This is a genomic window from Bradyrhizobium sp. NBAIM14 (genome assembly GCF_020193895.1).
In the GTDB taxonomy this organism is placed as follows: Bacteria; Pseudomonadota; Alphaproteobacteria; order Rhizobiales; family Xanthobacteraceae; genus Bradyrhizobium; species Bradyrhizobium yuanmingense.
This window is the reverse complement of sequence record NZ_JADYVQ010000009.1, coordinates 204,789-223,279: the sequence shown is the minus strand read 5'-3', so window position 1 is coordinate 223,279 and position 18,491 is coordinate 204,789. Positions and strand designations below refer to the sequence as shown.

Below are 18,491 nucleotides of genomic sequence, written 5' to 3'. Positions count from 1 at the left end.
GGGATTCAACGCGGCCCGACAGATTCGTTCCGATCTGAAATAAAATCGATGGAATGCCGCGAAGCTCTTGAACAACCCGAATATTTCGCAGTGCGAGGGGCGCCGCGCGCTAAGGCGCCAGATACCGCATCAGCTCCGGACTGCCTTTCACCTCGCCGGCGTCGCCCTGCAGCGCGACGCGGCCGCGGTCGAGCACATAGGCGTAGTCGGCGACTCGCAAAGCGAGGTCGAGGTGCTGCTCGACGATGATGACGGCGATGCTCTTGGCAAGCTCGATCAGGCGCTCGGTGATCTCCTCGATGACGCCGATCCAGACGCCCTCGGTGGGCTCATCCAGCAGCAGCAGTTTTGGATCCCCGAGCATGGCGCGGCCGATCGCGAGCATCTTGCGCTCGCCGCCGGAAAGCGTGCCGGCGGGCTGGTCGAGGCGCTGGCCGAGCTTTGGGAAGATCGCCAGCACGCGGTCGATGGCGGAGGAATCCTTCTTAGCCAGCGAGCCGACGGCGAGATTGTCGCGCACCGACAGGCGCGCGAACACCGAATGCTCCTGTGGCACATAGCCGATGCCGGCGCGGACGCGCTCCTGGGTGGCGCGGCGACTGATGTCGCGGCCGTCGAAGGCGACCTCGCCCTTCCATGCCGGCAGCTCGCCGACGATGGTCTTCATCAGCGTGGTCTTGCCGGCGCCGTTGCGGCCGAGCACGGCGACGCCGCCGCGCCAGGGAATGCCGAGGCTGACGTCGAACAGGACCTGGCTGCGGCCATAGCCGGCGTCGAGATGCTTGATGTCCAAAAATTCAGGCACGGCGCAGATAGATCTCCTGGACGGATGTGTTGGCCTGGATCTCGGACACCGTGCCTGTTGCCAGCACCTTGCCCTGGTCGAGCACGGTGAGGCGATCGCAGATGTCGCGAATGAAATCGAGGTCGTGCTCGACGATGACCAGCGAGCAATGTTTTTTGATCGGCTGCAGCAGCTCGCCGGTGACGCGGCGCTCTTCCAGGCTCATGCCGCCGGTGGGCTCGTCGAGCAATAGGAGCTTCGGCTTGCCGGCGAGCGCCATCGCGATCTCCAGCCATTGCTGCTGGCCGTGCGACAGCGCAGCGGCCGCATCGAAGGCGCGGTCGGCGAGACGGAACTGCGTCAGCATGGACATGACCTGGTCGTGCAACGCACCGCGCGTGCGCGAGAACACGAGGTCGAACAGCGAGGACTGCGCCTGCAGCGCGAGCAGGATGTTGTCGTAGAGCGTGAGCGACGGCAGCACGGATGTGATCTGGAATTTCAGGCTCATGCCGGCGCGCGCACGTTCGGTCGGCGTGAACGCGGTGATGTCGGTGTTGACGAAAGAGACCTTGCCTTGGGTCGGCACTTCGGCGCCGGCGATGCACTTCATCAGCGTGCTCTTGCCCGAGCCGTTCGGGCCAATCAGGCCGTGAAACTCATTCTCGCCGACCGTGAGGGCTGCGCCGTCGAGCGCGGTGAGCTTGCCGAAGACCTTCTTGATGCCGGCCGCTTCAAGGAGCATTGCGCCTCTCCTTTTGCTTGGCACCAAAGCTGCCGACGCGTTCGCGCTCGCCGAGCACAAAACTGATCAGGCCGAGCGGCCGGAACAGGATCACGAGCAGGAGCAGCAGGCCGAGGATGATCGGCCAGATCTCGCGGTAATTGTCCGAGAGCCAGAAGCTGACGCCCTCGACGATGACAGCGCCGACGACGGCACCGATCAGCGTGCCGGAGCCGCCGAACAGCACATAGAGCACGACCTGGGTCGAAACCACGACGCCCACCATGTTGGGCCAGACGAAGCCTTCGTGGAAGGCATAGAGGCTGCCGGCGAGGCCTGCGACGGCGCCGCCGATGGTGAAGATGATGGCTTTGAGATGCTGCGCCTTGTAGCCGAAGAAGGCGATGCGCTGCTCGTTCTCGCGCAGGCCTGCGAGCGCAAGGCCGAATTGCGAGCGCACCAGGAAGCGGCAGAGCAGATAGACCACGACGAGGATGCCGAGCACGAGATAATAGAACGCTGGGCCTTCCGTGAAGTCGTATGACCCAAGCGACATCGGCGCGATCGAGGGGATGCCGTTCTGGCCGCCGAGATAGTACCAGCCGCGCGCGAGCCGATCGGCGGCGTAGGAGCCGGTCAGCGTGCCGAGCGAGACGAAGATCACGCTGGAGGGATGCCGTCCCAGCAGCAGGAAGCCGCCGAGCAGCAGCGCGAAGGTGAGGCCGATCAGCGTGCCTGCCGGCAACACCAGGAAGATGTTGGTGATGTCGAGGTCGCGCGCGAGCAGGGCGACGCCGTAACCGGCCGAGCCGAAGAACAGCGCCTGGCCGAAGCTCATGATGCCGGCATAGCCCCAGACCAGGTCGAAGGACAGCGCAAACAGCGCGAGGATGATCACGCGCGTCGCGAAGACCGTGAGATAGTCCTGCAGCACCAGCGGCGCGAGTAGCGCCGCGAGGAGCACGAGGCCCTCGATGACAGGCAGGATTTTTCGTCTTGCCTTGACCTCGTCATTGGCCCGTTTCGCCGCTGCGCCCTCAGCCATCGCACCGTCCACTTCGTCGTCCGCGTCGGCGACGATGGCCTCTCTTACCACACTCATCGGCTTCAGCATTCCGAGTTCAACATCGTCAGAGGCAGCCGTGTCAATCACGGCGGGGTCCACCTCTCCCCAAGAGGGGAGAGGCGAAGAATCAGCATTCCTTGGGATCGACGAGGCCGTTGCTGCGCCCGACGATCTCGTAGTTTCCGCTCTTGGCGACGGCGGTGTACATCTTCATCTTGCAGTGCCGTTTGCCCGGCACGATCTCGGCGGGTCCGCCCGGACCTTCGGCGATCTTGGCATGGTCGAGCGCGGCGGCCACGGACTCGCGGTCGATCTTGCCGGCTTCCTTGACCGCGGCTTCCCACAGCTTGAGGCCGCGATAGGTGCCGGTGGCAGCGCTGCCGGCGGCGAACAGGAAGTTGCCCGGGAAATCCTTTTCATAGGCCGCCTGGATCTTGGCGTCGAACGGGTTCTCCTTGGTCAGCACCTTGAAATAGTCGAGGCAGCTGGCGAGGCCTTCGATCTCGGCGGCCTGGTTGATGTTGAGCGTGTTCTCGTCGTAGTAGACGCAGGCCAGGCGCCCGCCGTTCTTGAGGAAGCCTGCTTCATAGAGCTGCTTGAAGAACGGGCCGACGCCGGGCGGGATGACGGTGTTGAAGACGACGTCGACCTTGTTGGAGATGATGCGGTTGACGGTCGCGGAGAAGTCGACCTGGTCGAGCGGGTAATATTCCTCGAACACGACCTCGCCGCCATTGGATTCGATCACCTTGCGGGCGTAGACGTTGAGCGTGTGCGGCCAGACATAATTGGCGCTGGGCAGCGCGAACTTCTTGCCGCCGTTCTTGATCAGCCAGGGAATGAACTCGTCGCATTGCTGCGCCGGCGTCGGGCCGGTGCAGAACAAATAGGGCGTGCACTCCTTGCCCTCGTAGAGCTGCGGATAGATGTAGAGGGTCTTGCCGCGCGCGACGATCGGGTCCTTGATCGCGTTGCGCATCGACGAGGTGATACCGCCGAGCACCATATCGACCTTGTCGCGCTGGATCAGCTTGCGAACGTTTCCGACGGCGACGGATTCGTTGGAGGCGGTGTCTTCGATGTAGAGCTCGAGCGGACGGCCGAGCAGGCCGCCGGCCGCGTTGATCTCCTTGATCACCATTTTCGCGACGTTGGCGTCGGCGTTGCCGGCATAGGCGATCGGGCCGGTGAGGTCGGTGGCGATGCCGACCTTGATCGGCGCCTCGGCCGCATTGGCCCAGGGCGCCGGAATCACCCAGCTGCCGACGCCGGTTGCGACCGCGCCGGATGCAAAGGCGAAATTGGACAGGAAACGACGTCGCGTGAGCTGAGTACGATCGAGCATGTGATTAAACCCCTTTTCCAGCGATGAGACCTTGCGGACGGAATTTGATGAAGACGATGGCGAGCACGAAGACGAGGACGTCGGCAACGACGGGTGCCATCACCCAGGGCAGCGCCGCGCTCAGCGTGCCGATAACGCCGGCGCCCGCGACCGGGCCGATGAAGGAGCCGACCCCACCGACCATGACCGCGACAAAGCCCTGGATCAGGAAGCGCAGGCCGAGATCGGCAAACAGGCTGAACACCGGCACGATCAGCGCGCCGGCAAGGCCGGCGAGTGCAGCGCCAAAGGCAAAGGTGGCGCCGTAGATCAGCGGCGTCGAGATGCCTGACGCACGCGCCAGCGACGGGTTCTCCAACGTCGCCCGCACGCGCAGGCCGAAGCTGGTGCGCGACAGCAAGAGATAGCAGAGGCCCATCACCAGCAGCGTGATGACGATGATGGTGAAGCGCCACGCCGAGATATGCATGGCGCCGATGTCGATCGATCCGCCGATCGGCTCCGGCACGGTGAGATAGAAGCCGCCGATCAGCCCGCGAACGGCTTCGCGGATGATCAGGCCGAGCGCATAGGTGCCGAGCATGGCAACGATCGGCGCGGCGTAGAATCGCCGGATGATCAGCGCCTCCAGCACGAAGCCGAGCGCACCGACGACGAAAGGCGCTGCAACCATGCCCGCCCAGATCGGCAGGCCCTTGGCATAAGCGAGATAGGTGATGTAGGCGCCGAGCAGGACGAACTCGCCCTGCGCGAAGTTGAAGATGCCCATCATGCTGGCGATGATCCCGAGCCCCAGCACGATCAGGACGATGATCGCGCCGAAGCTCAGGATCTCGAACGCCGCGACGAACGCGTTAGCCATGCGTTGCGTTTCCGCCGAGTTGAAGCAAAGGTTTCCTCACATCTTCTTCCAGTCGCCGATCTGCTCGAAGGCATGGGCGGCGCGGTAGATGGTGGATTCCTCGAACATGCGGCCGACCAGCATCAGGCCGACGGGCAAGCCCTCGACCATGCCGCAGGGCAGCGACATCGCCGGATGATGGGTGATGTCGAACGGCGCGGTGTTGGAGATCATCTCGAGCGCGCGGGCGACATATTCCTCGCGGCTGGCATTGGGCTCCGGCAGCTTGGTCGCCTTCATCGGCGTCGTCGGCATCAGGAGCAGGTCGTAATCCCCAAACGCCTTGTCGTAGGCCGCGGTCAGCCGGCGCGAGATGTTGAGGGCCTTGCCGTAGAAGCGAGGGCCGAAATTGTTGTTGATGTAGGTGCCGAGCATCATGAACAGCTTCGTGGTCTCGGACAGCGAATCGGCCTGCCGACGCCAGCCGCGATGGAAATCCATCAGCGAGGTCGAATAGAGATCGCCGCGGCTGAGGCCGTAGCCGTCGCCGAACATCATGGTCTGGGTCAGGCCTTCCGTGCCGATCGGCGTCCAGATCGCCCCGCCCATCAGGTGCATCGGGATCGAGACGGTCTCGACCGTGGCGCCGAGATCCCTAAAGCGCTTTGCGGCCTCGCGCACGCTTTCATTCACCGCAGACTCGGCGGTCGGCTGCTCGAAGCCTTCCTTGACGATGCCGATCTTCATGCCCTTGACGCCCTGGCCTAGCGCCTTGGTGTATTCCTCGACCTTCGGAGCCTTGATGCGCGGATCGTAGCCGTCGTCCCCGGCGAGCACCTCGAGCAGCAGCGCATTGTCTTCGACCGTTGCCGTCATCGGACCGGTGTGATCGACATAGATCTCGATCGGCATGATGCCGGTGTAGGGGACGAGGCCCCAGGTCGGCTTCATGCCGTAGATGCCGCAGAACGACGACGGCATGCGGATCGAGCCGCCCTGGTCGCCGCCAATGGCCATGTCGACCTCGCCGAGCGCGACCACGACGCCCGATCCCGACGACGAGCCGCCGGCCGAGTAGCCCATCTTGTGCGGATTATGCACCGGCCCGTAGGAGCCGGTGTGGCTGCCGCCGGACAGGCAGAAATGCTCGCAATGCACCTTGCCCTTGATCTCGGCGCCGGCATCCAGCATGCGCGTGACGATGGTGGCGTCGAAATCGGGCACATAGCCTTCCAAGGTCGACGAGCCGTTGGTCATGGGCACGCCGGCCAGCATGATGTTGTCTTTCAGCGCAACGGTCTTGCCCTTGAGCTTGCCGCTGGCGGCGCCCTGCACGGTCGACTTGCGATACCAGGCATTGCGCGGGTTCTCCTCCGCCGAGGGCCGGTAGCCCGGCGTGCGCGGATATTTCACTTCGGGCAGTTCGTCCGGCATCGCGGCAACGAGATTGTAGGCTTCGATCGAGCCCTGCATGAGACCGCGGAACGAGGCGACGTCCTCGTCGGTGAGCGAAAGGCCGCACTGCTCGGCGACACTGCGAAGTTGGGCTGGCGTGGGAAGGGCAACGGTCACGGCGCTCTCCTTGAAGTTCTTTGCAACGTTGGGCGTGGCCGCCCCGGCGCGACGCACGCACCCGCGGCCTCGCCGAAACATTCAAAACGGAAATATTTTCCTTTTCAAGTATTATTTTGCAAATGCGCCGGCCGGTCTAGTCGCGAGGCGGTCAGAGCGGCTTGATCAGCTTGAAATCGAGACCGTCGGCCTCGGCGAGATGCATCGGCATCCGCACGTGCCCGTTGCAAACAGTAACCCGACCGCGGGCGCCGCTGTAGACGATGTTGCGGCCGGCCGCGAGCAGCGGCCGCATCGCCAGCGAACCAGCCTTGTTCGCAACGGCTTCGAGGAAGCGCAGGCCTTCGTAACTCGATTGCCCCACCGAGCCGATCGGCGGCGCATTCGGCCCGAACATCGCGTGATAACGGCTCTGGAAGTCGTCATTGGCGCGCGCGCCGGTGCCGGTGAAGTAGCCGGAAGCGCAGAACATGTTCTCGCTGTTGTCGGCGCCGATGCCGAGTAGCACGGTATCGTCCATCGCGCCCGCGAGCCGCAGCGTCGTGGCGCCTAGCCCACATTCGCCGAAGGCCCGGTTGAAGGTGATGCTGTCGGTACCGATCAGCGAGATCAACACGACATCGGGCTTGGCGGCGCGGATCCGCGCCAGATGCGGCCCGTGATTGTCTTCGCCGAGCGGGACGAACTCTTCGCCGACGACGCGGCCGCCGGTTTCCTTGATGTAGTTCTTCACCGCGCGATGCGATTGCCAGGGCCAAACGTAGTCGCTGCCGATCAGGTACCAGCGTTTGGCCTTCTTGACGTCCGCGAGCCAATGGATGGCGGGGCGGCTCTGCCAGCGCGGCGTCTCGCCGATCGCCATCACGCCGGGCGTGCGCTCGCCGCCCTCGTAGACCGGCGTGTAGATATAGGGAATGCGGTGGCGTGTGGTGACGTCGCGGAGGCCCACGCGAACCGCGCTGGTGTGCAATCCGACGATCAGATCGACCTCGTCGAATGCGATTGCCTGCTCGGCGCGGTCCAGAACCTCATCCAGCGGCCCGCCGGCATCGTAGATCGACAGCTCGAGCTCGCGGCCGAGAATGCCGCCGCGCTTGTTGATCTCGGCGACGGCAAGCTGCGCGCTGTTCGTGGCACACGGGCCCCACACGCCAGGCGAGCCGGTGCAGCAGATGAAGCCGCCGACGCGCAGCTTGTTGACGCCGCGGCGCTTGAACAAGGCGTCACCGTGCGGCGACAAGGCACCGCCAGCTGCCGAAGACGACAGATTCCTGAACAGCAAGGACGGCGGTAACGCCGAGCCGCCGTGAGCCGGGAAGTTCACCGTCGCGCGCACGCCAACTCCTGTCTGAGGCCAGACCTGAAAGCACATTGAGCAGGCGGCCGCGGCTTCCGCCCTTTTGTTGGGCAATGATCTTATTTTGAAAATATTGAATATTCAAGAATTGAAGTGCATATAGATGCAGCATCGATTGCAAGACATTCACTCATTTGGGTCAAGGCGAAGTCTCAGCCGTGGCAAAACCGCCGAAACAAAATTCCCCAATCACCGAACACCTCGCTTACCTGCTCGCGCAAGCCAACCGGGAAATCAACCGGCAGCTCGAACTGAGGTTGAGCAAGGAGGGCGTGCCGGTCGAGCAATGGCGCATCCTGAAAGTGCTGTCGGACGGCGAGGGCCATTCGATGGGCGAGCTCGCGGACGCCGTGCTGCTCAACCATCCGACGCTCACGAAGATGATCGACCGCATGGTCTCCGACACGCTGGTCTACCGCGTGCAGGACCCGAACGACCGCCGCAAGGTGCTGATGTTCATCTCCGACCGCGGCAAGGTGCTGTGCAAGAAGCTCAACTCGCTCGCGGTCGACCAGGAGGAGCACATCCTGGAGAGCTACGGCGACAAGTCGACGAGCGAGCTCAAGCGGCTGCTGGAGAGCTTGATCGACAGCTCGAATTAGACCTCGTGAAGTGGAGCGTGGCGCCTTGCGAAGCGCACACACACATCTGCCGTTTCAATGCATAGCCAGAGGAAAGCACTCGCGCATCATCGCCAGCACGAGAGGCGATAGCGTTGGCCATTCCATGTCGTCCAGCCCGCGGCCTTGTTGCTGACCGGCTTGGCTAGATACCATTTGTTGCCGTCGGCATGGTTGAAGTACACGCCGCCCTGGGTTCCGGTGCGTGGATTTGTCAACTTCACCCATCGCGAGCCATTATCTGAGAAGCGGCCTGACCAGCGTGCTCCCGAAGTGCTGGTGCAAGTGTTGCCGTTGCAGGTTGTCTGACTGTCATCGACGGCGGCCCATTTCATCCGGGCCGGGCGGCCGTCGATGTTGCACGACCATGTTCCGCCCCACCATCCGCCCACTTGGCTCGCAGGGGCGGAACCGCAGGCGTAAAAACTCATGGCAAGGACACAAAAGGCGGTTGGCAGCGCGCGTTTGGACATTGTCTGGCTCCCAATTTTCAGGCCACGTCTCGTGATTCAATCAAACCACGGATTGAGCTCTGTAGCGGTGATCCAGATCACAATGAGCAGTGGTAAAAAATTGGATGGTCTACCCGAGGGCGTTCGCCGAGACGCGATGCCGCGCTTTGACCATTGGCTCTCCGGGTGAAGAGTTCTTCAGCGACGCAGCCGCGCGAGCGAGTGGCCGCCGGCCATCTGCAGAAGCAGCAGCACTCCGGAGTGATCACAGGAACAGGCGCTGAGGCGGGTTGCCAGATGACTGAAGCGTGCTCAGCCGCGCGTGACGGATAAAGGACCGTCTGACAATTGTGCGCCAGCCATCCTCAATGGCGTGCGCCTACCATTCGTTATGCAACGGAAGACCAGCAGGCATCATATGGATCGAAAGCATTCGACGCCTGGCGAACTCGTGGGCCAAGACAACACCGCGAGTTCGCTGGGTTTTGAGGTCATCGATCAAGCATACCGCCCGTGGCAGTGCTTGTACTTCTTGCCACTACCGCACGGGCAGTCCTCGTTGCGGCCGACCTTGCCCCAGCTCGTCGGGTTCTTCGGGTCGCGCAACGCCGCGTCGGTGGATTGGGCGCCGAGGGTGACGCTGGCGAGAGCCATCTCGTCCTCGCCGGTGTTCGGATCGAACTTGTGCGCCTCCATCGGCGGCAGGACGGGGGCCTCCTGCTCCGGCGGGACGATCTCGACGCGCATCAGCTGCGCCGTGACGGCCTCGCGCAAGTGAGCGCTCATCTCCTGGAAGAGATTGAAGGCTTCGGTCTTGTACTCCTGCAACGGATCGCGCTGGCCGTAGCCGCGCAGACCGATGACCTGGCGCAGATGGTCGAGCATGATCAGGTGCTCGCGCCAGAGATGGTCGAGCGTCTGCAAGAGGATGGTCTTCTCGACGTAACGCATCACGTCGGGACCCCATTGCGCGACCTTGGCCGCCATGTGTTCGTCGGCCTTGGTCTCGATGCGAGTCAGCAGCTCCTCGTCGGCGATGCCCTCTTCCTTGGCCCATTCGTCGACCGGCAGGTCGAGATCGAGCACGCGCTTCAATTCGTCCTTGAGCCCGGCGACGTCCCACTGCTCGGCATAGGCATGCTCGGGCACGTGCTTGGCGACGAGGTCGTCGATGAAGGCGTGGCGCATGTCGGCGACGGTCTCGGCGACGCTCTCGTCCTTCATCAGCTCGACGCGCTGGTCGAAGATCACCTTGCGCTGGTCGTTCTGGACGTTGTCGAACTTGAGCAGGTTCTTGCGGATGTCGAAGTTGCGCGCCTCGACCTTCTGCTGCGCCTTCTCCAGCGCCTTGTTGATCCAGGGATGGATGATGGCCTCGCCCTCTTGCAGGCCGAGACGCTGCAGCATGCTGTCGAGACGGTCCGAGCCGAAGATGCGCATCAGGTCGTCTTCCAGCGACAGGAAGAACTTCGAGCGGCCGGGATCGCCCTGACGGCCGGAACGGCCGCGCAGCTGGTTGTCGATGCGGCGGGATTCGTGGCGCTCGGAGCCGATGATGTAGAGGCCGCCGGGCTTCTTCACGGTCTTGGCAGGCTTGCTTCCCTTGGCCGTCTCGACCTCGACGGTCTCCTCGGCCTTCAGCACGATGTCGCGGAAGTGCTCGATATCGGCCTTGATCTGCTCGATCTTCTTGGCCTTCTCGGCCTCGTCGGTGATATCAGCAGTCTCCTGCTGGATGCGCATCTCCAGCGAGCCGCCGAGCTTGATGTCGGTGCCGCGGCCGGCCATGTTAGTGGCGATCGTGATCGCGCCCGGCACGCCGGCTTCGGCGACGATGTAGGCTTCCTGCTCGTGGAAGCGCGCGTTCAGCACCGCGAACAGTTTCGCCGGCTTGCCGGCGCGGGCGGCGGCATAGAGCTTGTCGAGCGCGCCCTCCTTGCCGAAATCGATCTGCTTGTAGCCGTTCTTCTTGAGGAATTCGGCGAGCACCTCCGACTTCTCGATCGAGGCGGTACCGACCAGCACCGGCTGCAGGCGCGCATTGGCGCGCTCGATCTCGGCGAGGATGGCCTGATATTTTTCCTTCTGGGTCCGATAGACCTCGTCGTCCTCGTCGAGGCGCGCGATCGACAGATTGGTCGGGATCTCCACGACCTCGAGCTTGTAGATGTCGAACAATTCGTCCGCTTCGGTCGCGGCGGTGCCGGTCATGCCCGCCAGCTTCTCGTACATGCGGAAGTAGTTCTGGAAGGTGATCGAGGCCAGCGTCTGGTTCTCGGGCTGGACCTGGACGTGCTCCTTGGCTTCCAGCGCCTGATGCAGGCCTTCCGAATAGCGGCGGCCCGGCATCATGCGGCCGGTGAACTCGTCGATGATGACGACTTCGCCGTCGCGGACGATGTAGTCCTTGTCGCGCGTGAACAGCGTGTGAGCGCGCAGGGCCTGGTTGATGTGGTGCACGACGGAGACGTTCTCGACGTCGTAGAGCGACTCGCCCTTGAGCTGGCCGGCATCGCGCAGCAGCGTCTCGATCTTCTCCATGCCGCCTTCGGTCAGCGTCACCGTGCGCTGCTTCTCGTCGACCTCGTAGTCGGTCTTGTCGAGCCTCGGCAGGAAGCCGTCGATGGTGTTGTAGAAGTCGGAGCGGTCGTCGAGCGGGCCGGAGATGATCAGCGGCGTGCGCGCTTCGTCGATCAGAATGGAGTCGACCTCGTCGACGATGGCGAAGAAGTGCGGCCGCTGGACCATGTCCTCGAGCCGGTACTTCATGTTGTCGCGGAGATAGTCGAAGCCGTATTCGTTGTTGGTGCCGTAGGTGATGTCGCAGGCATAGGCCGCCTTGCGCTCGGCATCGTCGAGGCCGTGCACGATCACGCCGGTGGTCATGCCGAGGAAGCCGTAGATCTGGCCCATCCAGCCGGAGTCGCGGCGGGCGAGGTAGTCGTTGACCGTGACGACGTGGACGCCTTTGCCGGCGAGCGCGTTCAGATACACCGCAAGCGTCGCGACCAGCGTCTTGCCTTCGCCAGTCTTCATCTCGGCGATGTCGCCCTCGTGCAGCACCATGCCGCCAATCAGCTGGACGTCGAAATGGCGCTGGCCGAGCGTGCGCTTGGCGGCCTCGCGCACGGTGGCGAAGGCCGGGACGAGGAGATCGTCCAGCGTCTTGCCGTTCGCGAGCTGCTGCTTGAATTCCGCGGTGCGGGCCTTGAGCGCCTCGTCGGAGAGCTTCGAGACCTCGGGCTCCAGCGCATTGATCGCGTTGACGCGGGACTGATATCCCTTCACCCGCCGGTCGTTGGCGGAGCCGAAAAACTTGCGGGCGAGCGCGCCGATCATGCCTGGTTCCTGTGTTCGCGATTCAACCGCGTTGGGCCTAAGAAGTTGTCACCCGCCCGCCTATCAACTCACCGTGACGCTTCGCGGCGTCAGAGCCCGGACTGCGGGGGACATCCGCCATATGGGTGGGAATTGGGCAAGTCTGGGTTCAACGGCCAAAAACGCAGCAAAATAAACGCCATCGCCATGGTCGCGACCGCGCAGAGATATGGCCCGGTCGGGGCCTTGTCAACGGCGGGCGCAGTGCGGCTAATTCATCATTTTGACAGACTTTTCGCGTTGCCAAGCCCCCCTGATTGGGCGAGTGTCCGCCCCGCTCGAGCAGCCCCCTGCTTCAACATAAGGATTTTCCATGACCACCTCGTTCCCGGCAACCCAGCGCTTCCGCTCCGCGTCCGCCCTGGCTGGCAGCCTCGCTCTGGCGCTGTCCCTGGCGTTTGCGGGCCCGCTCCGGGCCGCCGATGATCCGGTGCTGGCGAAGGTCAATGGCGCGGAAATCAAGAAGAGCGACGTCACCATGGCCGAGGAGGAACTCGGGCCGAGCCTCGCCCAGATGGACCCAGCGACCAAGGACGAGAACGTCCTGTCGTTCCTGATCGACATGAAGATCGTCAGCAAGGCTGCCGAAGACAGGAAAATCGCCGACGGCGAGGAGTTCAAGAAGCGCCTGGCCTTCGCCCGCAACCGGCTTCTGATGGACAGCCTGCTCGCCAGCGAGGGCAAGGCCGCCACCACGCCGGACGCCATGAAGAAGGTCTATGAGGAGGCCGCCAAGCAGATCACCGGCGAGCAGGAGGTGCGCGCCCGCCACATCCTGGTCGAAACCGAGGACGAGGCCAAGGCGGTGAAGGCCGAGCTCGGGAAGGGGGCCGATTTCGCCGAGCTCGCCAAGAAGAAGTCCAAGGACCCCGGCTCCGCCGATGGCGGCGACCTCGGCTTCTTCACCAAGGAGCAGATGGTGCCGGAATTCTCGGCCGTGGCCTTCTCGCTGGAGCCCGGCAAGATCTCCGACCCCGTGAAGTCGCAGTTCGGCTGGCACATCATCAAGGTCGAGGAAAAGCGCAACCGCAAGGCGCCCGATTTCGAGCAGGTCAAGGCCCAGATCGAGCAGTACGTGACCCGCAAGGCCCAGGCCGAGTATGTCGCCAAGCTGCGTACCGAAGCCAAGGTCGAGCGGCTGGACCAGCCGGCGGCGGATGCGTCGAAGGACGCCAAGCCGGAGGCGAAGCCGTCCGACAGCAAGATGGCGCCGCCGGCGAAGAAGTAAGAATTCGCTGTCACTTCGCGGACGCCAAGTATATCTAACGTCGCAATGGCCGGGGCCCCCCCGGCCATCTGCATGTCCAGACCCTACCAAGGCGCTCGCGATGTCCTCCTCCGTCTCCCCGCTCGCCCCCAAAACCGTCCCTGATATGCCTGTGATCGCGGGCATCCGTCTGGCGACGGCCGAAGCCGGCATCCGCTACAAGAACCGCACCGACGTGCTGCTCGCGGTGATGGACAAGGGCACTGCGGTCGCCGGCGTCTTCACCAGGTCGAAGTGCCCCTCGGCTCCGGTGGAATGGTGCCGCGCCAAGCTGAAGGGCGGCAAGGCGCGCGCGCTGGTGGTCAATTCCGGCAATGCCAACGCCTTCACCGGCAAGACCGGCCGCGCCTCCACCGCGCTGACGGCGAAGATCGCAGCCAAGGCGGTCGGCTGCAGCGAGAGCGAAATCTTCCTGGCCTCGACCGGCGTGATCGGCGAGCCGCTGGATGCCACCAAGTTCGACGGCGTGCTCGGTCGCCTCGCCGAAGCCGCCGAGCCCGGCGATTACCTGGCCGCGGCCAAGGCGATCATGACCACCGACACCTTCCCGAAAGTGGCGACCGCGACCGTCAAGCTCGGCAAGGCCAAGGTCACCATCAACGGCATGGCCAAGGGCGCCGGCATGATCGCGCCCGACATGGCGACGATGCTGTCCTTCATCTTCACTGACGCGCCGATCGCGCCCGCCGCGCTGCAGGCGCTGCTCAAGAGCGGCGTCGAGGACACGTTCAACGCCGTGACCATCGACGGCGACACTTCGACATCGGATACGCTGCTGGCCTTCGCCACCGGCGCCGCCGCTGAGCAGGGCGCGCCGAAGATCAGCCGCGCCAGCGACCCGCGCCTGAAGGCCTTCGTCAAGGCGTTCAACCAGGTGCTCGCCAATCTCGCCGAGCAGGTCGCCCGCGACGGCGAAGGCGCGCGCAAGCTGGTCGAGATCACCGTGGAGGGCGCCAAGACCAAGGCCTCGGCTCGCAAGATCGCGATGTCGATCGCGAACTCGCCGCTGGTGAAGACCGCGATCGCCGGCGAGGATGCCAATTGGGGCCGCGTGGTGATGGCCGTCGGCAAGGCCGGCGAGCCGGCCGATCGCGACAAGCTGTCGATCTCGTTCAACGGCATCCGCGTCGCCAAGCGCGGGGCGCGCGATCCCGATTATGACGAAGCGCAGGTGTCGGAAGCGATGAAGGCGCCGGAGATTGCGATTCTGGTCTCGCTCGGCCTCGGCAAAGGCCGCGACCGCGTCATGACCTGCGACCTCACCAAGGAATATGTGGCGATCAACGGGGACTACAGGTCGTAGGTCTTCTCCCTCTCCCCGTTCTTACGGGGAGAGGTGAGCGCCATCATCCGGAGATCCGCGCGTCCGCGACCGCCTTCTTGAACAGCGCGTTCATGGCGTCCGCGATGCCTTGCGTCGGGCTGACCTCGAAATACAGGCCCGGCGAAGCGCAGCTCTGCATGTTCTGTGCGATCTGGCTGTTCGGCGACGGGCCATAGGGGCCGGCATTGAACGGATCGATCCACTTCATGTACCAGGGGTTGGTCGGCAGCGCGAGATACGTCGTGTACAACACCGCGACCTTGACGCCGCGATCCTTCATCGTCTTGCAAAGCGCAGGGTTGAGCGGCGACTGGCACCGCGTGCTGCCCGAGAGCGGTTTCAGGCATCCGGTGTTGCTCTCATCGGCCACGCCATCGGACACGAAGAACAGGTATTTGAGCGGACTGGCCGACGTGCCGCTTCCGGGGGAGCTGATCTCGCCGTTGATCGCGGGAAAGACCGCGGTGAATGGGGTATCCTGATCGTTATTCTCGTTCTGGCCGTTCACCGACATCAAGTCGATCTTGCCGGCCGCCGACTTGGCGCTGGAGAGAGAGGCCGACAACGAAAACAGACTGCGCAGGCCGAGCGAACTTGCAGAGCCGCCGAAATCATAGATCGCCATTCTGAACTGGTTTGAATAGGTCTCGGTGGCGTTTGCCGTATCCATCAAGGACTCGGTGGCGCTCCGAAGCACGTCGATCCGGGTGGTCACGCCAAGCTTCTTGGCAAGGTCGTAATAGTTGTTCTTGTCCTTGAGATCGTGGCAGGCGAAAGCGCACTTGTCTGACGTGTTGTTGACCATCTTCTGCACGTCGGCCGGGGTCGCACCGACGCCCATCGACGGCGAATTGTCCAGCAGCAGGTAGAAATCGATATAGAGCGGCATGCTGGCCGTCGCCTTCGACGTGCCGCTCAACGTCAGCACCGACTTGCCGATCACGCCGAGGAACATGGTGTTCAAAGTTGCGGTGAACGAAACCGTCGCGGTGACGGTCGAGCCGGATTTGACCACGGTCGGTGTGAGGCCGGTCAGCGTGTAGCCGGACTGACTGGTGCGATTGGCATTGAAGATGTTCGTGGCGTCCGTGACGCCGACCGAAATCGAGCCGTCCGCAGTCATGTTGCCGGCGGCCTTGAAGGCGGGCGAAGCCTTGGCGATCGAGCCGACACTGGCGGCATCCGCCGCGGCCTGAAGCTTGGACTGGATCAGCGTCGCGCGCGAATAGTCGATGGCGCAGCCGACCGCACTGATCAGGGGAACGCAGGCGAGTGCGAAAATCACTGCGATATTGCCGCGCCGGTCGTCAACGAACCGGCGGAGGAGAGCCGAAAGCGCAGCGCGCATGAGGTGGCCTGGAGTGGTTTAAAGAGTTCCCACTCTAGGAACTGCGGATTAAATATGACTTATGGTGACCTTGGAAACGTAGACTGCAACGAGGTTAACAAACCGTTGCAAACGATCTCAGCGAGCGACAGACGCGCATGGCCGATCTCAAACTGACACTGGTGGTGGCCTGCGCGCTCGTCGACGCCGACAAACGCGTCCTGATCGCGCAGCGCCCGGAAGGAAAGGCCCTGGCCGGCCTGTGGGAATTCCCCGGCGGCAAGCTCGAGCCGGGCGAGCGGCCGGAGCAGAGCCTGATCCGGGAGCTTCATGAGGAGCTCGGCATCGACGTCGCCGAGCCGTGCCTCGCGCCGCTGACCTTCGCCAGCTACGGTTACGAGACCTTCCATCTGCTGATGCCGCTCTATATCTGCCGGCGCTGGGAGGGGTTGGTCACCGCACGCGAGGGCCAGAACCTTGCCTGGGTCCGCGCCAACAAACTGCGCGACTATCCGATGCCGCCCGCGGACATTCCGCTGATCCCGCATCTGATCGATTTGTTGATGTGAGGTCGAAGCGTACCGCTCTCTGGCGTCATGCCCGGGCTTGTCCCGGCCATCCACGGCCTTCTTGCCAGCCCGAAAGACGTGGATGGCCGGACAAGCCCGGCCATGACGGAAGAGAGAGATCACTCCTTCCCCGCCTTCTTCACCGCCTCCGCTAGGCTCGCTTTCGCCGACCCCGGCTTCAGCGGCTGCTGCTGGCTCGCATGCGGGGCCCAGCCCGAGAGCCAGACGATGTCGAAGGTCGCACGGATGCGGCCGTCGGCATCGGCAAAACGCTCGGCGTAGATCTCGGCCATGCGCAGCAGCGTCGCGCGCCGGCTCGGTGTGCGGCGCCGCTCGATCAGCACATTTGCCGCACCCATGCGGCGGAGATCCTGCATCAAGGCGAACGCATTGGCATAGCGCACCACGACACGGTCGACGTCGGTCACCGGCAGCGCAAAGCCTGCCCGCTGCAATAGCGCACCGATGTCGCGAAGGTCAGCGAACGGCGCCACGCGCGGCGACACACCGCCCTCGCATTCGGCTTCCGCCGCGGCAAACGCCTGCCGCAGCTCGGTGAGGCTGTCGCCGCCGATCATGGCAGCAAGCAGCAGCCCGTCCGGCTTGAGTGCCCGGCGGATTTGCGCGAGCACACCCGGCAGGTCGTTGACGTATTGCAGCGCCAGCGCCGAGACGACGAGATCGAGGCTCTCAGGCGCGAGGGGCAACTTCTCCGCGCCGGCCGCGTCGAGCGCGATGTGTTCGATGGAGGGAAGCCGCGTGCGCAACGCCGCCAGTCCCGCGCCGGGCGTCCAGAGGTCGGCGGGAGCGTGAAACTCCCGCATCACCGCTGCCAAGCGGTCGGACATGTCCTCGGCGACCCGCTCGAGCAGGAATGTGACCGCGCCTTGGGCCTGGGCGCGCTGCTGCCGCCTCTGCAGCAAGGCACGATCAAACAAGGCGGGCGGGATTTGAGCGGTCCGGACCATGCCGCTGGTTACGCCGATCTCCACAGTTCTGGCAATCCGCTGCGTGCAGCGTTAGCCTCCCCACATGGAAGCCGACGCTCCCCCCATCCGTTCCATCGCCGCACCGCTGCGGAGCGCGTGGACGGCCGGCCGCCACGTGCTGGCGCGGGCGGCGCGGCTCGCGCTCGACATCGCCCTGCCGACACAGTGCGTATCGTGCCGGGAGCCGGTCGATGGCGAGGGCGTTTGCGCTTCCTGCTGGGCGCGGCTGTCGTTCATCGAGCGGCCCTATTGCCCGCGGCTCGGCATTCCCTTCGTTTACGACCCCGGCCCCGAGATGCTGTCGATGGAGGCGATCGCGAGCCCGCCGACCTACCAGCGCGCCCGCGCGGCGGTACGCTACGACGACGTCGCGCGCACGCTGGTGCATGCGCTGAAATATCAGGACCGTACCGATCTGGCACCGGCCATGGGCCGTTGGATGGCGCGCGCGGGCCGCGAGTTGCTGACCGGCGCCGACATGCTGGTGCCCGTGCCCCTGCATTGGCGGCGGGCCTGGCGGCGCCGTTACAACCAGTCGGGCGCGCTCGCGCGTGTCATCGAGCGGCAGAGCGGGATCAAGGTGCGGGGCGACGTGCTGCGGCGGGTGCGCGCCACCGAGCAGCAGATCGGCCTGTCGCGGGCCCAGCGCGCCACCAATGTGCAGGGCGCATTTCAGGTATCTCCCGACCGTCAGGCCGAGGTCCAGGGCCGCCGCGTTGTCCTGATCGACGATGTCCTGACGTCAGGGGCTACGCTCGACACCTGCGCGCGGGCCCTGCTCCGCGCCAAGGCGGCCCAGGTCGACGTGCTGGTCTTTGCCCGGGTTGTCGAGAGCGGGCCCCGTCCCATATAATTCAATGAATTCATGACATGAGA

Annotated in this window: 17 protein-coding genes; 5 read left to right on the top strand and 12 right to left on the bottom strand. The window is 64.2% G+C overall.

Annotation, left to right across the window (positions count from 1 at the left end):
• Window positions 1–109: 109 nt before the first annotated feature.
• The 8 genes from I6F28_RS22435 to I6F28_RS22400 form a co-directional block, all read right to left on the bottom strand.
• The gene (locus I6F28_RS22435; RefSeq protein WP_036014686.1) at window positions 110–805 is read right to left on the bottom strand and encodes a branched-chain amino acid ABC transporter ATP-binding protein; all 696 of its coding nucleotides are present in this window, start codon (window positions 803–805) and stop codon (window positions 110–112) included.
• The gene (locus I6F28_RS22430) at window positions 798–1,529 is read right to left on the bottom strand and encodes an ABC transporter ATP-binding protein (RefSeq protein WP_036014683.1); all 732 of its coding nucleotides are present in this window, start codon (window positions 1,527–1,529) and stop codon (window positions 798–800) included. The genes I6F28_RS22435 and I6F28_RS22430 overlap by 8 nt, the downstream gene beginning before the upstream one ends.
• Window positions 1,519–2,622 carry a branched-chain amino acid ABC transporter permease gene (locus I6F28_RS22425; protein ID WP_225141100.1) on the bottom strand — a complete coding sequence of 368 codons (1,104 nt, stop codon included), beginning with the start codon at window positions 2,620–2,622 and terminating at the stop codon, window positions 1,519–1,521. The genes I6F28_RS22430 and I6F28_RS22425 overlap by 11 nt, the downstream gene beginning before the upstream one ends.
• 79 nt (window positions 2,623–2,701) lie before the next feature.
• Window positions 2,702–3,919 carry a substrate-binding protein gene (locus I6F28_RS22420; RefSeq protein ID WP_225141098.1) on the bottom strand — a complete coding sequence of 406 codons (1,218 nt, stop codon included), beginning with the start codon at window positions 3,917–3,919 and terminating at the stop codon, window positions 2,702–2,704.
• Window positions 3,920–3,923: 4 nt separating this feature from the next.
• Window positions 3,924–4,781 carry a branched-chain amino acid ABC transporter permease gene (locus I6F28_RS22415; RefSeq protein WP_025032673.1) on the bottom strand — a complete coding sequence of 286 codons (858 nt, stop codon included), beginning with the start codon at window positions 4,779–4,781 and terminating at the stop codon, window positions 3,924–3,926.
• Between the two features lie 36 nt (window positions 4,782–4,817).
• On the bottom strand, window positions 4,818–6,332 hold the full coding sequence (locus tag I6F28_RS22410; RefSeq protein WP_225141096.1) for an amidase: 1,515 nt from the start codon (window positions 6,330–6,332) through the stop codon (window positions 4,818–4,820).
• 151 nt (window positions 6,333–6,483) lie between these two features.
• Entirely contained in the window at window positions 6,484–7,668 is a 1,185-nt protein-coding gene (locus I6F28_RS22405) for a substrate-binding domain-containing protein (RefSeq protein ID WP_036026234.1), read from the bottom strand.
• A complete protein-coding gene (locus I6F28_RS22400) occupies window positions 7,556–7,810 on the bottom strand; it encodes a hypothetical protein (RefSeq protein ID WP_162131185.1) in 255 nt (84 codons plus the stop codon). Before I6F28_RS22400 ends, I6F28_RS22405 begins: the two co-directional genes overlap by 113 nt.
• A gap of 37 nt (window positions 7,811–7,847) precedes the next feature.
• Between I6F28_RS22400 and I6F28_RS22395 the strand changes: the two genes are divergently transcribed.
• Entirely contained in the window at window positions 7,848–8,291 is a 444-nt protein-coding gene (locus I6F28_RS22395; protein WP_025032676.1) for a MarR family winged helix-turn-helix transcriptional regulator, read from the top strand.
• 86 nt (window positions 8,292–8,377) lie between these two features.
• Here the strand turns inward: I6F28_RS22395 and I6F28_RS22390 are convergent, their stop codons facing one another.
• Together I6F28_RS22390 and secA are read right to left on the bottom strand one after the other, a co-directional pair.
• Window positions 8,378–8,782, bottom strand: a complete 405-nt coding sequence (locus I6F28_RS22390; RefSeq protein ID WP_225141094.1) for a DUF6006 family protein — start codon at window positions 8,780–8,782, stop codon at window positions 8,378–8,380.
• Between the two features lie 477 nt (window positions 8,783–9,259).
• Window positions 9,260–12,100 (bottom strand): preprotein translocase subunit SecA, encoded by a 2,841-nt coding sequence (secA, locus tag I6F28_RS22385; RefSeq protein WP_225141092.1) that lies wholly within the window; start codon window positions 12,098–12,100, stop codon window positions 9,260–9,262.
• A 352-nt stretch (window positions 12,101–12,452) separates the two neighbouring features.
• Between secA and I6F28_RS22380 the strand changes: the two genes are divergently transcribed.
• Complete coding sequence (locus I6F28_RS22380; RefSeq protein WP_225141090.1) at window positions 12,453–13,367, top strand: peptidylprolyl isomerase; 915 nt, start codon at window positions 12,453–12,455, stop codon at window positions 13,365–13,367.
• Between the two features lie 100 nt (window positions 13,368–13,467).
• Complete coding sequence (argJ, locus tag I6F28_RS22375) at window positions 13,468–14,709, top strand: bifunctional glutamate N-acetyltransferase/amino-acid acetyltransferase ArgJ (RefSeq protein WP_225141088.1); 1,242 nt, start codon at window positions 13,468–13,470, stop codon at window positions 14,707–14,709.
• A gap of 43 nt (window positions 14,710–14,752) precedes the next feature.
• Here argJ and I6F28_RS22370 read toward each other — a convergent pair whose 3' ends face one another.
• Window positions 14,753–16,078, bottom strand: a complete 1,326-nt coding sequence (locus I6F28_RS22370; RefSeq protein ID WP_225141086.1) for a TadE/TadG family type IV pilus assembly protein — start codon at window positions 16,076–16,078, stop codon at window positions 14,753–14,755.
• Between the two features lie 137 nt (window positions 16,079–16,215).
• Here I6F28_RS22370 and I6F28_RS22365 point away from each other — a divergent pair, with 137 nt between their 5' ends.
• Window positions 16,216–16,626 (top strand): (deoxy)nucleoside triphosphate pyrophosphohydrolase, encoded by a 411-nt coding sequence (locus I6F28_RS22365; RefSeq protein ID WP_225113640.1) that lies wholly within the window; start codon window positions 16,216–16,218, stop codon window positions 16,624–16,626.
• Between the two features lie 119 nt (window positions 16,627–16,745).
• On the opposite strand, the gene I6F28_RS22360 is transcribed toward I6F28_RS22365, so the two are convergent.
• Complete coding sequence (locus tag I6F28_RS22360; protein ID WP_057027793.1) at window positions 16,746–17,594, bottom strand: methyltransferase domain-containing protein; 849 nt, start codon at window positions 17,592–17,594, stop codon at window positions 16,746–16,748.
• Between the two features lie 64 nt (window positions 17,595–17,658).
• Between I6F28_RS22360 and I6F28_RS22355 the strand changes: the two genes are divergently transcribed.
• Window positions 17,659–18,468 carry a ComF family protein gene (locus I6F28_RS22355; protein ID WP_225141084.1) on the top strand — a complete coding sequence of 270 codons (810 nt, stop codon included), beginning with the start codon at window positions 17,659–17,661 and terminating at the stop codon, window positions 18,466–18,468.
• Window positions 18,469–18,491: the final 23 nt, after the last annotated feature.